Origin of the sequence: Falsochrobactrum tianjinense (assembly GCF_019100495.1) — a bacterium.
Classification (GTDB): domain Bacteria; phylum Pseudomonadota; class Alphaproteobacteria; order Rhizobiales; family Rhizobiaceae; genus Brucella; species Brucella tianjinense.
Genome location: NZ_JAHRVA010000003.1, coordinates 350,238 through 373,933, shown reverse-complemented (window position 1 = coordinate 373,933; position 23,696 = coordinate 350,238). Strand labels below are relative to the sequence as shown.

Here is a 23,696-nt window from a genome sequence, read left to right as displayed (position 1 = left end):
GGCATGGCAGGGCAATGGCCGCAGTTTAGACCGATTCTAATAATAATCTCCAATTGCTTTTATAATCATTATTGATAAGATAATCTTATCATGTTCACCACCCGCCAAATGCGTTATTTCGATGCGCTCGCCACCGCCCTTCATTTTCGCAAGGCTGCGGAAATGGTTCATATTTCACAGCCTGCGCTTTCCGCGCAGATCGCCGAGATGGAAACGCTTGCGGGCGGGCCGCTGTTTGAGCGCTCGCAGCGCCGGGTCATCATGACGGAGCTTGGGAAAAGCCTGCTTCCGGGCATCAAAACCATTCTGGATGAATTGCAGGCGCTGGAGGAGACAGCCGCGCAAAGCCGCGGTCTGTTGCAGTCGCAGCTTCGGCTGGGCATCATCCCCACCGTCGCACCCTATCTGGTGCCGGTGCTGCTGCCGCTACTGCGCGAGCGGCACCCTTCGCTGCATCTGCATTTACGCGAAAGCGTGACAGCAAAACTGATCGAGGAACTGCTGGAAGGCGATATAGACGCGGTGGTGGCCGCCATTCCCATCGAGGATAACCGGCTGGCTTCGCTCAAGCTTTTTGATGATCGCTTCCTCATCGCCACCTCCAGCAATGATCACACCGTGCTGGCATCCCCGATGACGCAGGATGATGTCGCGCTCGACCGTCTCCTGTTGCTCGAAGAAGGTCATTGCATGCGCGATCAGGCGCTGGAAATCTGCTCGCTGCCCTCAGAGCGCCAGCTTGTCAAATATGGCGCCACCAGCATGACCACTCTTTTGCAGATGGTCAGCCATGGGATGGGATTGACGCTGATCCCCGAAATCGCCGTGCGTGCCGAGGCCGGGCGCACCCAAATGCGCATCGTGCCGTTTGAAGGCAACCAGCCGCAGCGGGAGATCGGGCTGTTCTGGCGGCGGCAAAGCAGGCGCCGCAAGGATTTTCAGGCCCTTGCAGACTGCATTATCGAAAGTGCGGCAAGCTGGAAGCTCGATGGCCGCGAAATCGCAGCCCTTTCGACCGGTCAGACAGTGCCCGGATAATTCGGGCTTTCGCGGGTGATGGTCACGCCATGCGAATGGCTTTCGCGCAGGCCAGCATTGGAAATGCGCACGAAGGTCGCCTTCTGGCGGAATTCTTCGAGCGTTTTGGCACCGACATAGCCCATGGAGGCGCGCAGTCCGCCTGCAAGCTGATGCAGCACCGCCGCAATCGGTCCCTTGTAAGCCACCTGCCCTTCAATGCCTTCCGGCACAAGCTTGAGTTCGTCGCGTACCTCGGCCTGGAAATAACGATCCGCCGAGCCGCGCGCCATGGCGCCCACCGATCCCATGCCGCGATAGGATTTGAAAGAGCGTCCCTGATGCAGATAGACCTCGCCAGGGCTTTCTTCCGTCCCTGCCAGCAACGAGCCGACCATGGCGGCAACCGCACCGGCAGCTAGCGCCTTGGCGAAATCGCCGGAGAACTTGATGCCGCCATCGGCGATCACCGGAATATCGTTTTTATGCGCCGCTTCCACCGCCGCCATGATGGCCGAAAGCTGCGGCACGCCGACACCCGCAACAATGCGCGTAGTACAGATTGATCCGGGCCCGATACCGACCTTGACGGCATCTGCGCCCGAATCGATCAAGGCCTGCGTCCCGTCAGAGGTTGCCACATTGCCCGCGAGGATCGCCACATTGGGATAGGCTTTCTTGATGCGCGCAACCGCATCGAGCACGCGCTGCGAATGGCCATGCGCCGTATCGACGACCAGAAGATCAACGCCTGCATCGATCAGATGTTCGGCGCGCTCATAACCGTCATCACCGACACTGGTTGCCGCCGCTGCGCGCAAACTGCCCTGCGCATCCTTGGCGGCATTCGGGTTGAGCTGCGATTTTTCAATATCCTTGACAGTAATGAGGCCGACGCAGCGGCCCTTGTCGTCGGTCACCAGCAATTTTTCGATGCGATGGCGATGCAGAAGCAGCTTGGCTTCATCCTGATTGACATTCTCGCGCACCGTAATGAGGTTTTCGCGTGTCATCAGCTCATAAATGCGCTGCTTGGGATCGGATGCAAAGCGCACGTCACGATTGGTCAGGATGCCGACCAGACGCCCCGGTCCCTTGCCCGCATTCTCGACCACCGGAATGCCGGAAATGCCATGCACCTGCATGAGCGCCTGTGCATCGGCGAGCGTCGCATCCGGGCCGATCGTGACCGGATTGACCACCATGCCGGATTCAAATTTCTTCACCTGCCGCACTTCTTCGGCCTGACGCTCCGGCGTGAGATTGCGGTGAATGACGCCAATACCGCCCGCCTGTGCCATGGCGATGGCAACGCGCGATTCCGTCACCGTATCCATGGCGGCGGAGAGCAGGGGCAGATTGAGTTCAATATCTCTGGCAATACGGGTGCGCAGATCGACCTGGCCGGGCATCACCTCGGAATGGCCCGGCTGCAACAGCACATCGTCGAAAGTGAGAGCGAGAGCGCCGGTGGGAGATTCGACGATTTTAGCCATAGCCAATTCCTTTGAATGGGAAAAGCCGCTTCTCGGCACAGGATCCGGGAGCAGCGACTTGTCTTGGTTGCTTGGTTGAATTGGCACTGGCTGGTAACACGGTTATGACGGCTTGAAAAGCCTTTTACCGACAAGTTTCAGTTACCGGGCAGAGATTTACGTGATACACGCCGAAAACCAGCAGAGGATTATGAAATGCCTGAACTGATCGGCGGCAGCATAACCGATGTGCCGGGCATCAAGCTCGGTCATCACACGCTGACCAGGCGCCCCACCGGCTGTACGGTCCTGCTTTGCGAAGAAGGCGCGAGCGCTGGCGTCGATGTGCGCGGCTCCGCCCCCGGCACGCGAGAGACTGATCTTCTCGATCCCGTCAATCTGGTGGAAAAGGTACAGGCGGTCATGCTTTCGGGCGGCAGCGCCTATGGCCTTGCCGCCGCCACCGGTGTCATGCGCTATCTGGAAGAAAACCGGCTCGGCTTTGCGATCGGCAACGGGGTGGTGCCCATCGTGCCTGCTGCCGTTCTGATGGATCTGGGCGTTGGCGATTTCTCGATCCGCCCCGACGAGGAAGCGGGCTATCTCGCCTGCAAGGCGGCAACAACGCAGCCCTCAGCGCAAGGCAATATCGGCGCGGGCGCAGGCGCAAGTGTGGGCAAGATGTTCGGCATGGAATATGCGATGAAGGGCGGACTCGGCACGGCCAGCCACCGGATACCGGGAACGGAAATCGTGATCGGCGCAATCGTGGCCGTCAATGCGGTGGGCGATGTCTATGCTCCCGATTCGCGCCGGATTCTGGCGGGCGCTCGAACGCCCGACGGCAAGGGCTTGCGCAATAGCATGACCTCGCTCATGCAGGGCCATACGGTGGTCAAATCGGCCGGGGCCAACACCACGATTGGCGCAATCGCCACCAATGCAGACTTCAACAAGGTCCAGCTCAAAAAGATCGCGAGCATGGCGCATGATGGCTTTGCCCGCTCCATCAATCCGGTCCATACTATGTGGGACGGCGACACGATCTTCGCGCTTTCGACCGGCAAGGCCACAGGCGTTAGAGCCGATGTCACCGCCATCGGTGCAATCGCCGCCACCGTCATGGCGCATGCGGTCGCCCGCGCCGTGATCAAGGCGCAAAGCCTGCCCGATTTCGACCTGCCTGCACATTGCGATTATGCGGTTTCGGAAAGTTCTCGATAACCACGAGGGCAAGCAACGATTGAAACCAGCGTCGATATAGGCAATAGAGGATCCGCTTCTAATCCTTTTGTATTAGAGCATTTCGGCGCAAATCGTATAAAAATTCTGCGCCCGGATATGCATAGAACGAAAGAAACAGCACCGGCGGTTGCGGGAAACTGAAATCGCGCCAGCAAGAACATGATCTTCAGTCGGAAGATGACCAGAAGGCAGATTGGGACAAGGCATGGCAGGCAATTCCCTCAAATTCGGCACGAGTGGCCTGCGCGGGCTGGCGACCGAACTCAATGGACGACCAGCCTATGCCTATTCGCTGGCTTTCGTTCATATGCTGGCCCAAAAAGGCCAGATTGATGCAGGCGATCCGGTTTTTATCGGCCAGGACCTGCGCCCTTCCAGTCCCGATATCGCAGCGCTTGCCATGGCGGCAATAGAGGATGCGGGCTATGAGCCGGTCAATTGCGGCGTAGTGCCCACTCCGGCGCTGAGTTATTTCGCTATGGCACGGAACGCGCCTTGCATCATGGTCACTGGGAGCCACATCCCCGATGACCGCAACGGGCTGAAATTCTATCGAGGCACCGGCGAAATCGACAAGGCCGATGAAACCGCCATCAATATATCCTATGCGGCATTGCCCGGCGATCTCTCCGCGCGAAAGGCAGCCAGTCTGCCTGTAAACAGTGAAGCCGCCGACGCCTATGTCAACCGCTATACGAGCTTTCTGGGGGCAGACAGTCTTTCGGGACTGAAAGTCGGCGTCTATCAGCATTCCTCCGTGGCGCGCGACATTCTGATGAAGGTGCTTTCCGCTCTTGGCGCGCAAGTGACCGCCCTTGGCCGTTCCGATATATTCGTCCCCGTCGACACAGAGGCGCTGCGCGCGGAAGATATCCGTCTTCTTGCCGCATGGGCGAGGCAGGACAGGTTCGATGCTATCGTCTCCACCGATGGCGATGCCGATCGCCCGCTGATCGCGGACGAGCGAGGACAATTCGTGCGCGGCGATCTGGTGGGCGCCATTACGGCTGCATGGGCCGGGGCGGATACAGTCGTCACGCCGGTAACGTCGAATGCCGCGCTGGAAGAATGCGGAAAATTCGCACGCGTTCTGCGCACGCGGGTCGGTTCGCCCTACGTCATTGCCGGCATGGAACAGGCTTTGCGCGAGAACGCCAAGACCGTTGTCGGCTTCGAGGCCAATGGCGGCGTGCTGCTCGGCAGCGCGATCGAGAGAAATAGCCGCACGCTTTCTGCCCTGCCGACACGCGATGCGCTTTTGCCCATTCTCGCCTGCCTGGCCAGCGACAGGCAGATGGGCCGCCCGCTTTCGGCAATTGCGGACAGTTATGGTTTCCGGGTTGCATTGAGCGACCGACTACAAGATATTCCGCAGGATGCAAGCGCAGCCTTTCTCGCCGTGCTTGCGGATCGAGAGACGCAAGCGCAGTTTTTCCCGGCCAGCGATCCGGTTATGCGGATGGAGAACATCGACGGGGTCAAGCTGTTTTTTGCATCCGGCAATGCGTTGCATTACCGGGCATCGGGCAATGCGCCAGAGCTTCGCTGCTACGTGGAAGCAGCAACGCAAGAGCAGGCCCGCCAGTTTTTGACCATGGGCCTTGAAATTGCCCGCAACGCGACAGGGGACGCCGCGATAAAATGAGCTTCATTCCGGTTATCATCAGTGGCGGCTCCGGCTCCAGACTCTGGCCGCTTTCGCGCGACGCCCATCCCAAACCCTTCATCGAACTCCCCGATGGCGACACGCTGATCGGCAAGACCTATGCGCGCGCCTCGCGCCTTGAAGGGGCGGAACAGATACTCACGGTCACCAACCGCGATTTCCTGTTTCTCACGCTCGACGCCTATGCGGATGTGGATGCGCGCCCGATCGACAACACCTTTCTTCTCGAACCGCTGGGCCGCGACACCGCGCCCGCAATCGCCCTTGCCGCCCTGCAAGCGGCCTCGCTCTATGGCATGGAAGCCATACTGCTCATCATGCCCGCCGATCATCTGATCGAGAACGAAGCGGCTTTTGCACAAGCGGTCTCCCAGGCGCGCGCGCTCGCACAGACCGACCGCATCGTAACCTTTGGCATTCTGCCTGATCGCCCCGAAACCGGCTTCGGCTATATTGAGGTCGAGGGCAACGATGTTCTGCGTTTTGTGGAAAAACCTGATGCCGCAACGGCGCAGTCCTATATGCAAAGTGGGCATTATTATTGGAATTCGGGCATGTTCTGCTTCAAGGCAGGTACGATGATCGACGCGATGCAGACCCATGCGCCGAACGTTCTGGCAGGTGCGAAATCCGCGCTCGAACATTCACGGCGCGGCGTCAATGGCGAGACACGCACGCTTGAAATACCACGCGACCAGTTTGCGGCAACGCCTGCCATTTCCATCGACTATGCCGTCATGGAAAAGGCGCCGAACATTGCCTGCATCCCGGTTGCCTGCGGCTGGTCGGATATCGGTTCCTGGGCGGCTATGGCCGATCTGATCGAACCCGATGCCGATGGCAACCAGCTGCGCGGCGAAACCGTGATCGAGGACACCACCAACAGTTTCGTCCTGTCCGAAGACCGGCTGGTCAGCCTCGTCGGCGTGCACGATCTTCTGGTGGTGGATACGCCCGACGCGCTGCTCGTCGCCCATCGCGACAGGGCGCAGGATGTGCGCAAGGTCTTCAACCGGCTGCGCGATCAGGGGCATGAAGCGGCAAAGCTGCATCGAACCGCTCATCGCCCTTGGGGTACCTATACCGTGCTTGAGGAAGGCGACGGATTCAAGATCAAGCGTATCGAGGTCAAGCCCGGACGGCGGCTGAGCCTGCAAGCCCATCATCATCGTTCCGAACACTGGATCGTCGTTTCGGGTACCGCCAAGGTGACGAATGGCGAGCGCGAGATTTTGCTGACCAATAACCAGTCCACCTATATTCCCTGCGGCTTCAAGCATCGTCTGGAAAATCCCGGCATTCTGCCGCTTGTGCTCATCGAGGTACAGAGCGGGGAATATCTGGGCGAGGACGACATCGTGCGTTATGATGATATTTACGGGCGCGCCTGAAGCGGCAAATAGCCGGTTCTTTGCGTCCGCGAGTCCGCCTAAAACGCATCGCATTTAACGGCAATCATGCGATGCGCTTTAAATCTTTGTTTTCCGCATGTCTTTAACCCAAAACCGGTTCCCACTTTTGGGAGACATGCTTTATAGTCGCGCCATGACGATCCGGCACCTCAGCGAAACCATCATCAACCAGATTGCCGCCGGCGAGGTGATTGAACGCCCCGCCAGCGTGGTCAAGGAACTTGTCGAAAACGCCATCGATGCCGGGGCCACCCGCATTGAGGTGGTGACGGCAGGCGGCGGCAAGACGCTGTTGCGCGTCACCGATAATGGTTCGGGCATTCCCGCAGACGAATTGCCGCTGGCCGTTTCGCGCCATTGCACCTCCAAGCTTTCCGATGATGTGCATGATATCCGTGCGCTGGGCTTTCGCGGCGAGGCCCTGCCTTCCATCGGCTCGGTATCGAAGCTGACCCTCAAATCGCGGCCGCAGAATGCAGAATCGGGCTTCGAGGTTTCTGTCTCGGCGGGCCATATCGATGGCCCTCGTCCGGCAGCGCTCAATCGCGGCACCATCGTCGAGGTGCGCGATCTTTTCTATGCAACGCCCGCGCGGCTGAAATTCATGAAGACCGATCGCGCCGAAGCCACCGCCATTACCGATGTCGTCAAACGCATCGCCGTTGCTTTTCCGCATATCCGCTTTTCGCTGGCAGGCACCGATCGCACACCGCTCGAACTGCCCATAACCGGAACCGGCGCGGACGCCACGCTGGAGCGCATCGGGCAAATTCTGGGCCGTGAATTTTGCGATAATGCGCTGCATATTGATGCGGAACGCGACGGCGTGCGGCTGGCCGGTTTTGCCGGGATTCCCTCCTTCAATCGTGGCAACAGCCTGCATCAGTTCGCCTATGTGAATGGCCGGCCGGTGCGCGACAAGCAGATTTTCGGCGCGCTGCGCGGGGCATATTCCGATGTCATCGCCCGTGATCGCCATCCGGTGGCGGTGCTGTTTCTCACGCTCGACCCCGCCCTTGTCGATGTCAATGTGCACCCGGCCAAGGCCGATGTGCGCTTTCGCGATCCGGGTCTGGTGCGCGGCCTCATCGTGGGCGCGATCAAGCAGGCGCTGGCAGGCTCCGGCATCCGCCCCGCCACCAGCGGCGCGCAGGCCATGTTGCAGGCTTTCCGCGCGCAGGGGTTGCAACCGCGCCCTGCCCCGCGGAGCGAATGGTCGCCGCAGACCGCCCATCCTGCACATAGACCGCTTGATCTCGACAGCCTGCACGCCTTCCGCGAAGACGGACAGGCAACCATTGAAGCGGTCGCCGCTCCTGCGGCCGATGCGCGCGCAACCATTGCGCAAGCGCCTGCCGAACTGATGGAAAAGCCGCTGGGAGCCGCCCGCGCGCAAATCCACGAAAATTACATCGTCGCCCAGACCGATGACAGTCTGGTCATCGTCGACCAGCACGCCGCCCATGAACGTCTGGTCTATGAAGCACTTAAAAATGCGCTCCATTCGCGGCCCATAGCCGGGCAGATGCTGCTCATCCCCGAAATCGTCGACCTGCCGGAAGAAGACGCGCAGCGGCTGGCCGCGCATTCGCAGACGCTTGCACGCTTTGGCCTCGGCCTCGAACAATTCGGCCCCGGCGCCATCGCCGTGCGCGAAACGCCCGCCATGCTGGGCGAAATGAATGTGCAGCAGCTCATTCGCGACCTTGCCGACGAAGTGGCCGAACATGACACATCCGACGGCCTCAAGGCGATGCTCAACCATGTCGCCGCGACCATGGCCTGCCACGGGTCGGTGCGCTCCGGCCGCAGGCTCAAACCAGAAGAAATGAACGCCCTGCTGCGCGAAATGGAAGCCACGCCCGGCTCAGGCACATGCAATCACGGACGCCCGACCTATATTGAATTGAAACTTACCGATATTGAACGGCTGTTCGGAAGGCGTTAATTACCTATGTCGCGATGGACGGAACCGCTCCGACTTGATATGCTTTGAAATCAAGGATTTATACAATGAACAGATTTGAATCACCCCGCTCCTCCCAGGCCGTATTGCGCTATCTCGACGGCGATTTCGAGATCGTCAAGCATGGCTCCTATGTCGTCTGCGCGGTCAGCGCCGTACAGATACCGCTCGACGAACTCAAGTACTGGAGCGTGGCGCGGCAGGAACCCTATGCGACGGGCCTGATTTCTTTCGAGCGCGAGCTTGAGTCCAACCCGGAACTGCGCAGCCGCAAGAAAGGCTGATCCGGACTCAAACGACTTGCCCCGCGCACCAGCCTGACGACCAGGCCCACTGGAAATTATAGCCGCCGAGCCAGCCGGTCACATCAACGACCTCGCCGATGAAATAAAGTCCCGGCACGTTTCGGGCTTCCATGGTTTTTGAATCAAGATCACGTGTATCGATCCCGCCCAATGTTACCTCGGCAGTGCGATATCCCTCGGAACCGGCGGGTTTGACGTGCCATTCGTTGACTGAAACCGCCACGCGCCGCAATGCGGCATCGGAGAAATCGGCAAGGTTCTGTGCTGTGGAAATATCGGCGGCGATCAGTTGCGCGAGCTTTTTGGGCAGATGCAGCGAAAGTGCTGTTTGCAAGGCCTGCCGCCCGTTGCGGGCACGCTCCTCGCGCAGCGTCTCAAACAGGTCCGTTCCGGGCAGCATGGAAATGACAATTTCATCCCCCTCGCGCCAATAAGATGAAATCTGGAGAATCGACGGCCCGCTGATGCCGCGATGCGTGAACAGCATGGCTTCCGCAAAGCGAGTTTTGCGGCACGCCACAACCGCATCGACCGCCACGCCCGCGAGCGGCTTCAAACGCTCCAGAAGGTTCGGCTCAAAAGTCAACGGCACCAGTCCCGGACGGGTTTCCACCAGCCGCAGGCCAAACCGCACGGCAATATCATAACCAAAGCCGGTCGCGCCCATTTTGGGGATCGACTTGCCGCCGGTGGCGATCACCAGCGAGCGGCAGGAGACCGTGCCGCCCGAATGGCGCACCATGAAACCGTCGGCGTTTTTCTCGACGCTTTCGACCGTTGCCGATACATGCAATTGCGCGCCATGGCGCTGCATCAGCCCAAGCAGCATATCGATGATCTGCGTGGCGGAGCCGTCGCAAAACAATTGCCCCAGCGTCTTTTCGTGCCAAGCAATGCTGTGACGCTCGACCAGAGCGAGAAAATCGCGCTGCGTATAGCGGCTTAGTGCCGAGATGCAGAAATGCGGATTGCGCGAGAGGAAATTCTTCGGGCTGGCATGGGTATTGGTGAAGTTGCAGCGACCGCCGCCGGAGATGCGGATTTTGTCGCCCGGCCTTTTGGCATGATCGAGCACCAGCACCGAACGACCGCGTTTAGCTGCCTCGATCGCGCACATCATGCCAGCCGCGCCAGCCCCAATCACCAAAACATCGATGCTCTGCAAAGCGCGCTCCGATCAGATCGTATAACCGCCATCGACGGCAAGCGCGGTTCCCGTCACCATGGACGCCTGATCCGAAGCAAGCCAGAGGGCTGCCTCCGCTATATCCTCGGGTCGCGAGAAACGGCCCATCGGAATGGATGCCTTCAGTTCCTTGCGTGCCTGCGGCGTGTCTTCCTCCAGAAACAGGCCCATCCCCTCACCATCGCTTTCCGCCGGGCAAATGCAGTTCACGCGGATTTTCTTCTCGGCCAGTTCCAGCGCCATTGCCTTGGTGGCGCTCACCACCCAGCCCTTGGACGCGCAATACCATGTCAGGCCCTTGCGCGGGCGCATCGCCGTCGCAGAGGCCGTATTGATGATGATGCCCCCGCCCTGATGCTCCATGATCGGCACGACGATCAGTGTGGAGTGGTAGATCGCCTTCATGTTAACGGCGTTGATGAGATCGAAATTGTCCTCGTCAACTTCGGTCAGCGCCATGTTGCGATGAGTAAAGCCGGCATTGTTGACCATGATGTCGATACGGCCGAAAGCTTCGAAAGCCTGGCGCGCAAGATCTTCCATGTCGTCCTTGCGCGAAACATCGGCCTGAACGGCAATGGCATCGGCCCCGATATCGGCAAGCTCATCATCCACGCGCTTTATATTGACATCCGCCAGAACAACCTTCGCGCCTTCGGCCGCAAAACGGCGCGCTATCGCGGAGCCGAATCCCGATCCGGCGCCAGTGATGATTGCAACCTTGCCCTCCAGCCTCTTCATGCCATTCTCCTTTAATTTTATTCCGTTCAGCTTGTCCTGGGTGAAATCACCTGTATGACGCGGCGCGCGGAATCTGTCTGCTGTCGCAATATTGCGTTATGATGAACATGTCACGCATGGATATGCGGTTAACGAGACGCGAAGATGGCGCAGTTTGTGAGATTTATGAGAATGTTACCGGGCGATGGTTGAATTTAAATCGATTAGATTATAGACACTACTCGCGCAAAAAAGAAAATTGCCGTTAAACTGTGCCGCGGCAGACTGATTTGCGTCAAAATGGAAGAGAGCGATAGATGACCAGCCAGATAATACCGGTAGAGCCCTTCGATTACATTGTTTTCGGCGGCTCGGGTGATCTTGCGGAACGCAAACTGATCCCCGCGCTTTATCAGCGCCAGCGCGCCGGTCAGCTCACCGACCCCACACGTATCATCGGCGCTTCGCGCAGTGCCATGACTGACGCGGAATATCGCAAATTCGCATATGACGCCATTCATGAGCACGTCAAGCCGGAGGAAGTCGATGCGAAGGAAGTGGAGATATTCCTCGACCGGCTGAGCTATGTCGCCGTCGACGCCAAATCCGATACCGGCTGGGACACGCTCAAGGCCGTGATTGGCAAGAAGCCCGAAAAAATCCGTGCTTTCTATCTGGCGGTCAGCCCCAGCCTGTTCGGCGATATCGCCACCCGCCTCAAGAGTAACGGCCTGATTACGCGCGACACGCGCATTATCGTTGAAAAGCCCATCGGCCGCGACCTGGAATCGGCCATGGAACTCAATGACACGCTGGGCAGCGTTTTCCGCGAAGACCAGATTTTCCGCATCGATCATTATCTGGGCAAGGAAACCGTACAAAACCTGATGGCGCTGCGGTTCGCCAATGCACTTTACGAGCCGCTGTGGAATTCCGCCCATATCGACCATGTGCAAATCACGGTTGCCGAATCCGTCGGCCTCGAAGGCCGCGCGGGTTATTACGACACCGCAGGCGCGCTGCGCGACATGGTGCAAAACCACATTCTCCAGCTTCTCTGCCTTGTGGCCATGGAGCCGCCTTCCTCGCTGGAAGCCAATGCCGTGCATGACGAAAAAGTCAAGGTTCTGCGTTCGCTCCAGCCTATCACCACCGCCAATGTCGAGGAGCTCACCGTGCGCGGGCAGTATCGCGCGGGGGCTTCGGCGGGTGGTCCGGTCAAGGGCTATCTGGAAGATCTCGGCAACGATATCAGCAACACTGAAACCTTCGTGGCCCTCAAGGCCGAAATCGCCAATTGGCGCTGGGCGGGCGTGCCGTTTTATCTGCGTACCGGCAAACGCCTTGCCACCCGCGTTTCGGAAATCGTCGTCACTTTCAAGCCGATCCCGCATTCGATCTTCGGCGAGGGCACGGGCAAGGTCATGGCCAATACGCTCGTCATTCGCCTGCAACCCGATGAGGGCGTGAAGCAATGGCTGATGATCAAGGACCCTGGTCCGGGCGGCATGCGCCTGCGCCATGTTCCGCTCGATATGAGCTTTGCCGAATCCTTCAGCGAGCGCAATCCAGATGCCTATGAACGCCTCATCATGGATGTTGTTCGCGGCAACCAGACCCTGTTCATGCGCCGCGACGAAGTTGAGGCGGCATGGCGCTGGGTTGATCCCATCCTTCAGGGATGGGAGTTGAACAACCAGCAGGTTCAGGGCTACACATCGGGAACATGGGGGCCTTCGTCATCCATTGCGCTTATCGAACGCGATGGGCGAACATGGCACGAACCCCCTGTGACGGAACGAATTTGAAAGGTATGGCATGAACATCGAACGGCATGATTTCACCAGCGGAACGGAACTGGCGCAGGCGCTTTCGGCAGCGATCGCAAGCAAGCTGGCTGCGGCTATCGCTGAGCGGGGACAGGCCACGCTTGCAGTTTCCGGCGGCATGACGCCGCTCAGGCTATTCGAGGTTCTCTCGCGCCAGATGATCGACTGGACGGCGGTGACGATCACGCTCGTCGATGAGCGTTTTGTCCCCACCACCAGCGAGCGCTCAAACGAAAAAATGGTGCGCGATCATCTTTTACGCGATCATGCGGGCGTGGCCCGGTTTGTCGGTCTTTTCAACCCGACCACCACGGCTGAAACCGCAGCACTTGCTGCCGCCAACCGCATCGACGCGCTGCGCCGCCCATTCGATGTGGTGGTGCTGGGTATGGGCAATGACGGGCATACCGCCTCGTTCTTCCCCAATGCCGACCGGCTCGATCAGGCTATTGATCCGGCGACGCGCGCCGTCGTCCTGCCGATCCATGCGGAAGGGGTTGGCGAAAAGCGCCTCACCCTTACTCTGCCGCTCATTGTGGAGGCAGAGATGCTGGTTCTGCACATTGAAGGCGCTGCCAAGCAAGAAACGCTCGAAAAAGCACTTGCCGGCAATGACGAAAATGAAATGCCCGTACGCGCGGTCTTCCACAATGCCCGCACTCCGGTGCACATCTACTGGTCCAGCTAGAGCATAATCCGACCGGAGTGAAACGAGGATCGATAAGATTATGCTTCAAATAGAAGACTTTAGAGCGCTGATCTGATTCCATCAGATCGAAACGCGCTCTAATATCAGGCGCAGGTGATACCCATGCCCACGCAGACTGCACATAAACGCATACAGGAAATCACCGGGCGCATTCGCGAACGCTCCAGGCCAACCCGCGAAACCTATCTCGACCGCGTGCGCGAGGCTGCTTCCAGCAAGCCGAAACGCGCGGTTCTGGGGTGTGCCAATCTCGCGCACGGGTTTGCAGCCTGCGGGCCGAACGACAAGGCGGCGCTCGCCGGCGACGAAGTGCCGAACCTGGGTATCATCACCGCCTATAACGATATGCTGTCGGCGCATCAGCCGTTCGAAACCTTTCCGCAGCTCATCAAGCAGGCCGCGCGCGAGGCGGGCGGCGTGGCGCAGGTGGCAGGCGGCGTGCCCGCCATGTGCGATGGCGTCACGCAGGGTTTTGCAGGTATGGAGCTTTCGCTCTTCTCGCGTGAAGTGATCGCCATGGCCACCGCCGTCGGCCTTTCGCACGATATGTTCGATGCTGCCGTCTATCTCGGCGTCTGCGACAAGATCGTACCCGGCCTGATTACCGGCGCGCTGACCTTCGGACACCTGCCTGCCGTGTTCATTCCCGCCGGACCAATGACCAGCGGCCTGCCGAACGACGAAAAAGTCCGAACCCGCCAGCTTTATGCGGAAGGCAAGGTTGGGCGCGCCGAACTGCTGGAGTCGGAATCGAAGTCCTATCACGGTCCCGGCACCTGCACCTTTTACGGGACCGCCAATTCCAACCAGATGCTGATGGAAATCATGGGCCTGCATCTGCCGGGCGCATCATTCGTCAATCCGGGTACGCCGCTGCGCGATGCACTGACGCGCGAAGCCGCAAAGCGTGCGCTGGCGATCACCGCCTGCGGCAATGAATATACGCCGGTCGGCGAGATGCTGGACGAACGGTCTTTCGTCAATGGCGTCATCGGTCTTAACGCCACCGGCGGCTCGACCAATCATACCATTCATCTCATAGCCATGGCCGCTGCCGCCGGTATCAAATTGACATGGCACGATATTTCCGAGATTTCGGACGTCGTGCCCCTGCTTGCACGCGTCTATCCGAACGGCCTTGCCGATGTGAACCATTTCCATGCAGCAGGCGGCATGGGCTTTCTGATCCGCGAGCTTCTCGACGGCGGCATTCTGCATGAAGATGTCCGTACTGTCTGGGGCGAAGGCTTGCGGCCCTACGCCATCGAGCCGAAGCTCGGACCAGACGGCAATGTCGTGCGCGAGCCGGTGCCGGAGAAAAGCGGCGACGACAAGGTTCTGGCGAAGGTCCACGCGCCCTTCCAGCCGACCGGCGGCCTCAAGGTGCTGGCCGGCAATATCGGCAATGCCATCATCAAGGTTTCCGCCGTGAAGCCCGAGCGCCATGTGATCGAAGCGCCTGCGAAAACATTCAACGACCAGTCCGAATTGCAGGCGGCCTTCAAGGCAGGCGACCTGACCGGCGATTTTATCGCAGTGGTCCGCTATCAGGGGCCGAAAGCCAACGGCATGCCGGAACTGCACAAGCTGATGACCGTACTCGGCATTTTGCAGGATCGCGGCCAACGCGTTGCCCTTGTAACCGATGGTCGCCTCTCGGGCGCTTCAGGCAAGGTTCCGTCCGCAATCCACGTCACCCCGGAAGCCCTCGACGGCGGCATGATCGGTAAAATCCACGATGGCGACATCGTTCGTCTCGATGCAGTGAACGGAACTCTGGAAGTTCTCGTCAACGATGCGCTGCTGCACGAACGCGATGACGTCCGGCCTGACCTTTCCGGCAATGAACACGGCATGGGACGTGAACTTTTCCGCGCCTTCCGCCAGATCGCCGGACGGGCCGATGAAGGCGCTTCGGTTTTCTAGAAAACCACGAAAAAACAAGGGCAAAATAGCGCAATTTTTGCGGCTTTACCCTCGATTTTTTGAATTTTAAGCGCATTTTGCGCAAATCGCCGCGCTCAATTGCGGCGAAACCATGGCTTTACCAATCAGAAGACCGGCTTCTTAAAACCGGCGCTACGGCAAGCCGCCGTCAATGTATTTGCCATCAGCATGGCAATCGTCATCGGGCCGACGCCGCCGGGAACCGGCGTAATGGCACTTGCAACCTTTTCGGCTTCGGCAAAATCGACATCGCCAATCAGCCGTGTCTTGCCTTCACCGCGTTCCGGCGCGGGAATGCGATTGATGCCCACATCGATGACGGTTGCGCCAGGCTTGATCCAGTCGCCCTTGACTATTTGCGCACGACCGACAGCCGCGACCAGAATATCCGCATTGCGGGCGATGGCTGGCAAATCCTTGGTGCGGCTATGCGCCACCGTCACCGTTGCATTGGCCGCAAGCAGCAGATTGAACATCGGTTTGCCGACAATATTGGATCGCCCGATCACCACTGCATTGAGGCCGGAGAGATCACGTCCATGAACCCGGTCGATCATGATCATCGCGCCGGCTGGCGTGCACGGAACGAATGCGGTTTCGACCTCGCCGGTGCCCAGCTTGCCGACATTGATGAAATGAAAGCCATCGACATCCTTGTCGGGCGAAATGGTCTGGATCACGCGGCCCTCATCGATATGTCTGGGCAGCGGAAGCTGCACCAGAATACCATGGATCGCCGGATCGTTATTGAGGCTTTCGATCAAGTCCAGCAGTTCCTTCTCGGATGCGTTTTCCGGCAGGTCATGCTGGACGGAATGAAAACCGCATTCCTTGGCCTTCCTGCTTTTCGATGCGACATAGACCTGACTTGCCGGGTCTTCGCCCACGATCACCACGGCAATTCCGGGTATGGTGCCGGTGGCGGCTACAAGCTTTTCGGTTTGGGTCTTCACCGTGGAAACGACATCCTCGGCGAGCTTCTTGCCATCGATCAATTGGGCCATTGCGCATGCTCCGTTTTCAGTCAGCGACGTATCAGATACATCGTGCTTTTTCCGCATACATGCCCATAAGCGTCATAAAGCGATATGACAATCGCCGAAAATGCAAGATCCGGGTTTTTCTACGCTGTCATGTCAGCGTTGCAAAATGCCGCAAGGTGAAAACGACTTCATAAATCAATGCCAACGTAACGAAGAGCGCATGAAAGCGCCGGTTATCGGTAAACATCGCAATCAGGCTGACGATAATGAAAACGGCGACGCGGATGGGATATTCGTTTCCATAAAGATGATAGCGCTCCATGCCTTTGATGAGCGTATCGACCACATCGGCCATGTAAACCACCGCCAGAATCCCGAAAAACCATTTGCGCCGCGACATGAAATAATCGCGATAGCCGGTATAGCCATCAAGCTTGTCAGGAAACAGCAATGTGCAAAGCAGAAAATAAAGTCCCGCATAGAAGATGATGAACAGATAGATCTCGAAACTCCACAGCGATATGGCGCGGAGATTGAATTCAAACCACCAGAAATGAATGACCGACAGCAGGATGAAGGCCACCCAGCCCAGATGCACCGGGTAGAGAAGCTGCTTTTCGGGATGCTGGATAAAACGGGCGACCCCGGTCAAAAGCCGCGACACGCACAGGCCGAGAATAATACCGATAATAATGCGCACATGGGTGAACGCTTCAGCCGGAGGCACGCCTGTCGTCAAAACCGGATTCATTCGCTCCCCCATTTCAGCAACGTGCCTGTCCTGAGGCGCATAGTGGTTCAATTTGAATGAGTGATCAATAATATACCGGCAATTATCTGGAGGGGGTTGCGGACTTGTTCATGATCGCTACGCTTGCGAATACATCGTGGGCAAGGCTATATCCGAGATCAAACCCCTCACAGACATAAGGTGGAACAGTTACATGCAAGATACGGTTATTCTGGTCGGTTGCGGAAATATGGGCTTTGCGATGCTCAAGGGCTGGCTCGAAAGCGGCAGCTTGCAGGCTGTGAACGTGCATGTCGTCGAACCGACGGAACCCCTGCTGGAACGCGCGGCAGGCGCAGGCGTCAACGCCTATGCGACGGCGCAATCGCTGGCGCCCGATCTCAAGCCGCGCATGGTCGTGTTTGCCGTCAAGCCGCAGGTGATGGCCGATGTGCTGCCGACCTATCGGCGCTTTGCCTCTGATGCGGCCCCCGGCACAACATTTGTGAGCGTTGCAGCCGGAACGCCTGTTTCGCTGTTCGAGGAACATCTGGGCAAGGACGCTGCCATTATCCGCTGCATGCCCAACACCCCCGCAGCCATCGGCAAGGGCATGTTGGTAACCTACAAGAACGCCAATGTTTCGGAAGAGAACGCGGCTTTTGTCAACCGCCTGCTCAAAACATCGGGCAAGGTCGCAAGCGTAGACGATGAAGCACTCATGGATGCCGTGACCGCCGTTTCCGGCTCCGGCCCGGCCTATGTTTTCCACTTCATCGAAGCGCTGACCGATGCCGGTGTCAGCGCCGGTCTGCCACAGGAAACCGCAGCACTTCTGGCCATGCAAACCGTGATGGGTGCAGGCGCGCTGGCGGCGTCCAGCTCTGACAGCCCCTCTCAACTGCGCGAGCAAGTAACCAGCCCGAACGGCACAACAGCGGCAGCGCTCAATGTACTGATGGGCGAAAACCGCCTCAAGATTCTTGTGGCAGAAGCAGTCGAAGCTGCCCGCAATCGTTCGGTAGAACTGGGGAAAGCCTAAACAATAAGCCGCGGCACCGCATCGATCAGCGCCTTTGTGACGAGCGCTTGCGGTGCCGCGATTAATTCGCGCGTCGGACGGCATTCGACAATCCGCCCGCCTTCCATAACGGCGATGCGTCCAGCAAGCTGGCTTGCCACGGCGAGATCATGGGTGATGAACAGATAGGCCGTATTCTCGCGTTTCTGGATATCACGCAGCAGATCGAGAATGGCCGCGCGCACCGTCGCATCGAGCGATGACACCGCTTCATCGAGCACGATCAGAGATGGCCGCGTGGCCAATGCGCGCGCAATGGCCACGCGCTGACGCTGCCCGCCGGAAATCTCATGCACCCCGCGCGATGCCAGTACCGGATCAAGCCCGACTTTTTGCAGAAGCTCATGAACATCGCGCCTGCGGCGATGAATGCGCAGCGGCTCGTCAACAAGCTCGCCCACGCGGCTGCGCGGATTGAAAGCCGATAGCGGGTCCTGAAACACCGTCTGCATTTTTGCGCGGCGCTGTCGCAGCGCCTTCCCCGTAAGAGACAGCCAGTCATGGCCCTCAAAGCGGATCGTGCCGGATGCAAGCGGGTGAAGGCGTAAAAGCGCCCGCGCAAGAGTGGACTTGCCGCTGCCCGACGGCCCCACCAGCGCCAGTGTCTCGCCGGGCATGATGTCGAGGCTCACGCCATCAAGCGCCAGCGTGGATCCATAATGCGTAATGATGTTTTGCGCCTGCAAAAGCGGTTCAGCCACAGCTTTACCCATAGGTTCAGCCATGGGCCGTCTCCAGCCTTGGCACCGCTGCAATCAGCGCTCTCGTATAATCGCTTTCGGGGCGAGCGAGCACGGTTTCTGTGCGGCCTGTTTCCACCAGCCTACCCTGCCTGAACACCGCGATACGGTCTGCCAGACCAGAGGCCAGCGCAATATCATGGGTGATGAAAAGCAGCGTCATGCCGTCTTCGCGCACCAGCTTTTGCAGCAAGGCGGCAATCTGCTTTTGCACGATCGTATCGAGCGCGCTTGTCGGCTCGTCGGCAATCAGCAGGCGCGGCGCGGCGGCAATCGCCAGCGCTATGGCAATGCGCTGTTTCTGCCCGCCGGAAAACTGATGCGGATAGCGCGCAAAGCTTTGCTGCGGCTGGGGGATATGAACCCGCTCAAGCAGTGCTGTCGCACGCTTTCGGGCGAGATCACGGTCGATCTTTTCATGGGTTCGGATGGTTTCGACAAGCTGCGCGCCGATGCTCATCAACGGATCGAAGCTCGACGCAGGATCCTGGAACACAAATCCGATATCGCATCCCGGCTTTGGAAGGCGGTCAAATCCCGGCCAGTCGATATGACCGGAAATGCGCGCATTGGCGGGCAAAAGCCGCCCCATAGCCTGCGCCAGCGTGGTTTTGCCCGAGCCGCTTTCGCCGATTATGGCAAGGGTTTCACCCGTCATCAGGTCGAGATCGACATGATCAAGCGCAAATGCTGCGCTATAACGCACGGACAGGCCACGGATTTGCGCAAGCCGCTTCATAATTGCACCACGCGCGGATTGGCGGCGCTGGTTGCGCCTTCGCCGACGAGATAGGTTGCAACAACCGTGAGCGCCAGCGCCAGACCGGGCAGGATGGACAGGAACGGCGCGGAGCGCAACACCGTGCGCCCTTCGGCGATCATGCCGCCCCATGTGACGCGATTGGGATCGCCAAGGCCGAGAAAAGACAGGGCCGCTTCGATCAATATGGCGGAAGCGACGATCACCGGAGCCAGCGCCAGCACCGGCGGCAGCGCATTGGGCAAAATCTGGCGAAAAGCGATTTCGAGCGGATGCATCCCGATTGCGCGCGCCGAGGCCACATAATCACGCTCGCGGATGGAAAGCACCTGTGCACGTGTCAGGCGCGCGGCCTGTGTCCAGCTTGAAAGCGCGATTGCCGCAATCAGCACCGGCAGCGAAGCCCCGGCAATGCTGACCAGCGCCAGTGCCAGCAGAAAGCCCGGCACCGTCTGGAAAGCTTCGGTGACGCGCATGAGCGTCTCATCAATCACACCCCCGGCAAAGCCCGCCAATGTGCCGATGATGCTGCCTGCAAGCAGAGACGCCAGCGCCGCCGCAAGCCCGACCAGCAGCGAGGTTCGCGCACCGTAAAATATCCCGGCAAGAACGTCGCGGCCCAAACGGTCGGTGCCAAATGGCAGGCCCGCTTCCTGAAAGGGCGCAATGAGGGGGGCTGCAACAATGCGCTGCGGATCGCCGGGAAACAGCGCCGGCGCGAAAAATGCGGCCAGCACAAGCAGTGCAAGAAGGAGCGTGCCTGTTATACCTTCACCCGTTCTGAAATAACGTCGCATGTGGCTCATGCTTCCCTCCCCGTAGCGATACGCGGGTCGAGCCACAGATAGACCAGATCCACAAGGAAATTGACGAGAATGACCATGATAGCGCTGGTCAGGATCACGCCGAGCAGCAGCGGCGTATCACGCGCAGCGACCGCCTCCTGCGCCAGCCGTCCCAGCCCCGGCACGGCAAAGACGCTCTCGATAACCACGCTGCCGCCGAGCATAGACGCCGCCTGTAGCCCCAGCATGGTGACAAGCGGCAAAAGCGCATTGCGCGCTACATGGCGCAGCGCGATACGGGGCCGCGAAATGCCGCGCGCGCGCAGCGCGCGTACGAAATCCATATGCCATATCTCGGCCATGGAAGCGCGCATCACCCGCAGGTAAAGCGCCAGATAGATCAGCGATAATGACACCACCGGCAGGACAAGATGGGCGGCAATATCGGCTGCGCGTGCAAGGCCATGTCTGCCCGAGGCGATTGTTTCGATACCGCTTGAGGGCAACCAGCGCAGCTTGATCGAAAAGGCGATGACGAGCACCAGCGCCAGCCAGAAACCTGGAATGGCATAGAGAACCAGCGAGGTGACGGACAGGAAACGGTCGCGAAAACTGCCCGGCCTTGCGCCTGCGACAATGCCCATGAGCGAACCGGCGGCAAAGGACAGTGCCGTGGCTGCGCCCATCAACAGCAGCGTATTGGGCAGGCGCTCCAGCACCACGCCGAGAATGGGCCGCGAAAAGCTGACCGACCAGCCCAGACTGCCCTGCGCCAATGCCGCCAGATAGGCGAAAAGCCGGTGCCAGATGGATTGATCCAGCCCCCAGCGCGCACGCAATTCTGCGATCTGTCCCGCATCACCGCCAAAACTCACCGCATAGGCATCGACTGCATCGCCCGGTGCTGTTTCCAGCATCAGGAAACAGCCAATGATGACGATCAGCAGCACCAGCAGGCTGCCGGTCAATCTTTTGCGCAAAAGGGTCAGAATCTGTTTCACATCAGAACGATACAATCAAATGCGATGGTTCGTCACTGCTCTATCCAGGTATCGGCCCAGTTGGAAACCGCCCAGCGCGGATTGTTCGCGACATTTTTCACCCGCTCGCTTGCAACCGTGATGAAACCCCATTCCGCGACATTGATGAGCGGCAGGTCGGCTTCTACCTCTTGCTGGAACTGACGGTAAAGCGCGCTGCGCTCCTGCTCGTCGATTGTGTGCGCGGCCTTTGCGATCAGCGCGTCGAGTTGCGCATTCGCATAACCGCCCTGATTGGAAAAAGGCACGCCTGCCGGAATGCCGCTTTCGACAAGAATGGTGGTCGAAATCGCCGGGTCGCCGCGATAGACAGTCGGGGCGATGGCAAGGTCGAAATCATGATCCGTATAGACCGCCTTCTGATGCGCCGCCGCATCATTGTTGACGAGACGCGCATCGATGCCGATCGCCGCCAGCGCCTGACGCAGATAATCGCCAAACTGCTTCGTCTCGTTGAAATAGGGCGCAGGCAGCAGTTTTAGGGCAAAGCGCGTGCCGTCGCTGCCGCGCTTGTAACCGGCCTCGTCCAGCAGCGCATTGGCTTTTTCGACATCGAAAGGATAGGCGGGAACATCGCCGGTATAAAACTGGCTGTCATAGCGCGGCACCGGGCCGGTCGAGGTCTTGGCATAGCCAAGAAAGATCGTCTTCACCACGAAATCGCGGTCGATGGCGTGGGCTATCGCCTGCCGCACTTTCAGATCGGCCAGTTCCTTGCGGCGGTGGTTGATCTCGACCACGAGCTGATAGGTCAGTGCCTCATAGCCTTTGGAAATCACTTTCAGCCCCGGCACTTTGGAAATACGGTCGAGATCGGCCAGAGGCACAGCGGAAAATGCTGCAAGATCAACCTCTTCCGCCTCCAGCGCACCGGCTGCGGCAGCGCGATCAGGCAGCACGCGATAGATGATTTCATCCAGATAAGGCTCGCCCTCGCCCCAATAATCCGCGTTTTTCACCAGCCGATAATATTCGCCATTCTTATGTTCGGCATATTTGAACGGGCCGGTGCCGATGAGTGTTTCATTGGCCGGATTGGCGGCAATATCGCTGCCTGCAAAAACATGCTCCGGCAGAACGGCGGTCAGCGCTGGCAGCGCGTTACGAATTAGCTGGAACGGGGTCGGCTCCGAAAAATGGAAAATCGCCGTGTGATCGTCGGGCGTCTCGACCTTTGCAAGCGCCTTGAACACCACGCGGCCAAGATTTTGCAGCGGTTTCCACACTTCCATCGCCGAGAAGGCCACATCGGCCGAGGTGAACGGCGTGCCGTCATGCCATTTGACGCCCTCACGCAGGCGGAACGTCACGGCAAGGCCGTCGCTTGCGCCTTCCCACGCAATGGCAAGGCGCGGCGCAAGCCCGTTCTCACCCTCAAAGGATGCTTCGGCCAAAGGCTCGATCACCTTGCTGGCGACGAAAAAAACGCCGTTCGAGGCGACAATGGCCGGATTGAGATTGCGCGGCTCGGAATCGGCTGCCACGATGAGACGTCCACCCTTTGAAGGGGGCGTACCTTGCGCCTCTGCCCATCGAGGCAGCGTGAAGGCCACAAGGGTACTTGAACCAGCCAGAAATGCCCTGCGCGATATAAGAATCCCGGCCATGTTCCTCCCCCATTTCCGCTTTACGGGTGCAAACCGATTTTCAGAGCTTGCGGAAACGCACGCGCGCGCTGCGCTCGATCGCTGCCACCGTCAACTCGTCCAGCGTCCAGCGGTCGCGCATCATTTGCAGGAATTCAAGTTCCTCCTGCTCAACATGCAGATCGGCTGCGGCAACCTCGACCGCCAGCGCATAGGCCGTATTATAAAGTCGGTCGGGCAATGCCTCATGGGCAAGATCGAGGATTTTCTCCAGCCCGTCCTCATCCGCCAGAAGCGCATAACACTCGCTGGCAAGTTTTGGCAGACGCTCCCGGTCGAAGCCCTGAAATACCGGCAGGCGCGACACCACATTGCCTATAGAGGCCAGTTCCGCATCGGTCATGGTCGTATCGGCTGCGGATATCGTCACCATGATGTAGACGAGCGCGTCCTGCGGCGAAATCTGTTTCATCAAATGCTCCTGCGCATGTACCCGGAATCAGGGCGGACAGTC

The 23,696-nt window shown here is 59.1% G+C and carries 20 protein-coding genes and 1 pseudogene; 10 read left to right on the top strand and 11 right to left on the bottom strand.

Annotated elements, in window-relative coordinates:
• Positions 1–90 precede the first annotated feature (90 nt).
• Positions 91–1,038 carry a hydrogen peroxide-inducible genes activator gene (locus tag KUG47_RS09475; protein WP_217677708.1) on the top strand — a complete coding sequence of 316 codons (948 nt, stop codon included), beginning with the start codon at positions 91–93 and terminating at the stop codon, positions 1,036–1,038.
• On the opposite strand, the gene guaB is transcribed toward KUG47_RS09475, so the two are convergent.
• Positions 1,020–2,513, bottom strand: coding sequence for an IMP dehydrogenase (gene guaB, locus KUG47_RS09470; RefSeq protein ID WP_217677707.1), 1,494 nt, complete (start codon positions 2,511–2,513; stop codon positions 1,020–1,022). The genes KUG47_RS09475 and guaB overlap by 19 nt on opposite strands.
• Before the next feature lie 183 nt (positions 2,514–2,696).
• Between guaB and KUG47_RS09465 the strand changes: the two are divergent.
• From KUG47_RS09465 to KUG47_RS09445, 5 genes and pseudogenes are all read left to right on the top strand, one after another.
• Positions 2,697–3,716: pseudogene (locus KUG47_RS09465) on the top strand (P1 family peptidase); the annotation flags it as partial.
• Positions 3,717–3,942: 226 nt separating this feature from the next.
• A complete protein-coding gene (locus KUG47_RS09460; RefSeq protein ID WP_217677705.1) occupies positions 3,943–5,382 on the top strand; it encodes a phosphomannomutase in 1,440 nt (479 codons plus the stop codon).
• A complete protein-coding gene (locus KUG47_RS09455) occupies positions 5,379–6,794 on the top strand; it encodes a mannose-1-phosphate guanylyltransferase/mannose-6-phosphate isomerase (RefSeq protein WP_217677704.1) in 1,416 nt (471 codons plus the stop codon). Before KUG47_RS09460 ends, KUG47_RS09455 begins: the two co-directional genes overlap by 4 nt.
• 154 nt (positions 6,795–6,948) lie before the next feature.
• Positions 6,949–8,763 carry a DNA mismatch repair endonuclease MutL gene (gene mutL / locus KUG47_RS09450; RefSeq protein WP_217677810.1) on the top strand — a complete coding sequence of 605 codons (1,815 nt, stop codon included), beginning with the start codon at positions 6,949–6,951 and terminating at the stop codon, positions 8,761–8,763.
• Between the two features lie 65 nt (positions 8,764–8,828).
• Positions 8,829–9,065 (top strand): DUF2093 domain-containing protein, encoded by a 237-nt coding sequence (locus KUG47_RS09445; RefSeq protein ID WP_217677703.1) that lies wholly within the window; start codon positions 8,829–8,831, stop codon positions 9,063–9,065.
• A 7-nt stretch (positions 9,066–9,072) separates the two neighbouring features.
• On the opposite strand, the gene KUG47_RS09440 is transcribed toward KUG47_RS09445, so the two are convergent.
• Entirely contained in the window at positions 9,073–10,206 is a 1,134-nt protein-coding gene (locus KUG47_RS09440; protein WP_422718077.1) for a BaiN/RdsA family NAD(P)/FAD-dependent oxidoreductase, read from the bottom strand.
• A 57-nt stretch (positions 10,207–10,263) separates the two neighbouring features.
• A complete protein-coding gene (locus KUG47_RS09435) occupies positions 10,264–11,013 on the bottom strand; it encodes an SDR family oxidoreductase (protein WP_217677701.1) in 750 nt (249 codons plus the stop codon).
• A 296-nt stretch (positions 11,014–11,309) separates the two neighbouring features.
• Between KUG47_RS09435 and zwf the strand changes: the two genes are divergently transcribed.
• The 3 genes from zwf (at position 11,310) to edd (ending at position 15,456) form a co-directional block, all read left to right on the top strand.
• Positions 11,310–12,800, top strand: a complete 1,491-nt coding sequence (gene zwf / locus KUG47_RS09430; RefSeq protein ID WP_217677700.1) for a glucose-6-phosphate dehydrogenase — start codon at positions 11,310–11,312, stop codon at positions 12,798–12,800.
• A gap of 10 nt (positions 12,801–12,810) precedes the next feature.
• Entirely contained in the window at positions 12,811–13,509 is a 699-nt protein-coding gene (gene pgl / locus KUG47_RS09425; RefSeq protein ID WP_217677699.1) for a 6-phosphogluconolactonase, read from the top strand.
• Positions 13,510–13,632: 123 nt separating this feature from the next.
• Entirely contained in the window at positions 13,633–15,456 is a 1,824-nt protein-coding gene (gene edd / locus KUG47_RS09420) for a phosphogluconate dehydratase (RefSeq protein WP_217677698.1), read from the top strand.
• A gap of 125 nt (positions 15,457–15,581) precedes the next feature.
• Here the strand turns inward: edd and folD are convergent, their stop codons facing one another.
• Positions 15,582–16,481 carry a bifunctional methylenetetrahydrofolate dehydrogenase/methenyltetrahydrofolate cyclohydrolase FolD gene (gene folD / locus KUG47_RS09415; protein ID WP_217677697.1) on the bottom strand — a complete coding sequence of 300 codons (900 nt, stop codon included), beginning with the start codon at positions 16,479–16,481 and terminating at the stop codon, positions 15,582–15,584.
• 127 nt (positions 16,482–16,608) lie between these two features.
• A complete protein-coding gene (locus KUG47_RS09410; protein ID WP_217677696.1) occupies positions 16,609–17,211 on the bottom strand; it encodes a hypothetical protein in 603 nt (200 codons plus the stop codon).
• Positions 17,212–17,404: 193 nt separating this feature from the next.
• Between KUG47_RS09410 and proC the strand changes: the two genes are divergently transcribed.
• Positions 17,405–18,232: a pyrroline-5-carboxylate reductase gene (proC, locus tag KUG47_RS09405; protein ID WP_217677695.1), complete on the top strand. Its 828-nt coding sequence runs from the start codon at positions 17,405–17,407 to the stop codon at positions 18,230–18,232.
• Here proC and KUG47_RS09400 read toward each other — a convergent pair.
• From KUG47_RS09400 to KUG47_RS09375, 6 genes are read right to left on the bottom strand one after another with little or no spacing between them, the layout of a single operon-like run.
• Positions 18,229–18,972 (bottom strand): ABC transporter ATP-binding protein, encoded by a 744-nt coding sequence (locus KUG47_RS09400; protein WP_217677809.1) that lies wholly within the window; start codon positions 18,970–18,972, stop codon positions 18,229–18,231. The genes proC and KUG47_RS09400 overlap by 4 nt on opposite strands.
• A gap of 16 nt (positions 18,973–18,988) precedes the next feature.
• Positions 18,989–19,750, bottom strand: a complete 762-nt coding sequence (locus KUG47_RS09395) for an ABC transporter ATP-binding protein (RefSeq protein WP_217677694.1) — start codon at positions 19,748–19,750, stop codon at positions 18,989–18,991.
• Positions 19,747–20,577: an ABC transporter permease gene (locus tag KUG47_RS09390; protein WP_217677693.1), complete on the bottom strand. Its 831-nt coding sequence runs from the start codon at positions 20,575–20,577 to the stop codon at positions 19,747–19,749. The genes KUG47_RS09395 and KUG47_RS09390 overlap by 4 nt, the downstream gene beginning before the upstream one ends.
• Positions 20,574–21,572 carry an ABC transporter permease gene (locus tag KUG47_RS09385; protein ID WP_217677692.1) on the bottom strand — a complete coding sequence of 333 codons (999 nt, stop codon included), beginning with the start codon at positions 21,570–21,572 and terminating at the stop codon, positions 20,574–20,576. The genes KUG47_RS09390 and KUG47_RS09385 overlap by 4 nt, the downstream gene beginning before the upstream one ends.
• A gap of 17 nt (positions 21,573–21,589) precedes the next feature.
• The gene (locus KUG47_RS09380; protein WP_217677691.1) at positions 21,590–23,203 is read right to left on the bottom strand and encodes an ABC transporter substrate-binding protein; all 1,614 of its coding nucleotides are present in this window, start codon (positions 23,201–23,203) and stop codon (positions 21,590–21,592) included.
• Between the two features lie 40 nt (positions 23,204–23,243).
• Positions 23,244–23,654 carry a tellurite resistance TerB family protein gene (locus KUG47_RS09375; RefSeq protein WP_217677690.1) on the bottom strand — a complete coding sequence of 137 codons (411 nt, stop codon included), beginning with the start codon at positions 23,652–23,654 and terminating at the stop codon, positions 23,244–23,246.
• Positions 23,655–23,696: the final 42 nt, after the last annotated feature.

Bases quoted from the DNA above. Each gene is read 5' to 3' on its own strand.
- KUG47_RS09435 (WP_217677701.1), bottom strand. From the start codon at position 11,013: ATGAAGAGGCTGGAGGGCAAGGTTGCAATCATCACTGGCGCCGGATCG.
- KUG47_RS09390 (WP_217677693.1), bottom strand. From the start codon at position 20,577: ATGAGCCACATGCGACGTTATTTCAGAACGGGTGAAGGTATAACAGGC.
- guaB (WP_217677707.1), bottom strand. From the start codon at position 2,513: ATGGCTAAAATCGTCGAATCTCCCACCGGCGCTCTCGCTCTCACTTTC.
- KUG47_RS09440 (WP_422718077.1), bottom strand. From the start codon at position 10,206: ATGATGTGCGCGATCGAGGCAGCTAAACGCGGTCGTTCGGTGCTGGTG.
- KUG47_RS09375 (WP_217677690.1), bottom strand. From the start codon at position 23,654: ATGAAACAGATTTCGCCGCAGGACGCGCTCGTCTACATCATGGTGACG.
- KUG47_RS09460 (WP_217677705.1), top strand. From the start codon at position 3,943: ATGGCAGGCAATTCCCTCAAATTCGGCACGAGTGGCCTGCGCGGGCTG.
- KUG47_RS09395 (WP_217677694.1), bottom strand. From the start codon at position 19,750: ATGAAGCGGCTTGCGCAAATCCGTGGCCTGTCCGTGCGTTATAGCGCA.
- KUG47_RS09380 (WP_217677691.1), bottom strand. From the start codon at position 23,203: ATGGCCGGGATTCTTATATCGCGCAGGGCATTTCTGGCTGGTTCAAGT.
- folD (WP_217677697.1), bottom strand. From the start codon at position 16,481: ATGGCCCAATTGATCGATGGCAAGAAGCTCGCCGAGGATGTCGTTTCC.
- edd (WP_217677698.1), top strand. From the start codon at position 13,633: ATGCCCACGCAGACTGCACATAAACGCATACAGGAAATCACCGGGCGC.
- mutL (WP_217677810.1), top strand. From the start codon at position 6,949: ATGACGATCCGGCACCTCAGCGAAACCATCATCAACCAGATTGCCGCC.
- KUG47_RS09455 (WP_217677704.1), top strand. From the start codon at position 5,379: ATGAGCTTCATTCCGGTTATCATCAGTGGCGGCTCCGGCTCCAGACTC.
- KUG47_RS09410 (WP_217677696.1), bottom strand. From the start codon at position 17,211: ATGAATCCGGTTTTGACGACAGGCGTGCCTCCGGCTGAAGCGTTCACC.
- pgl (WP_217677699.1), top strand. From the start codon at position 12,811: ATGAACATCGAACGGCATGATTTCACCAGCGGAACGGAACTGGCGCAG.
- KUG47_RS09445 (WP_217677703.1), top strand. From the start codon at position 8,829: ATGAACAGATTTGAATCACCCCGCTCCTCCCAGGCCGTATTGCGCTAT.
- proC (WP_217677695.1), top strand. From the start codon at position 17,405: ATGCAAGATACGGTTATTCTGGTCGGTTGCGGAAATATGGGCTTTGCG.
- zwf (WP_217677700.1), top strand. From the start codon at position 11,310: ATGACCAGCCAGATAATACCGGTAGAGCCCTTCGATTACATTGTTTTC.
- KUG47_RS09475 (WP_217677708.1), top strand. From the start codon at position 91: ATGTTCACCACCCGCCAAATGCGTTATTTCGATGCGCTCGCCACCGCC.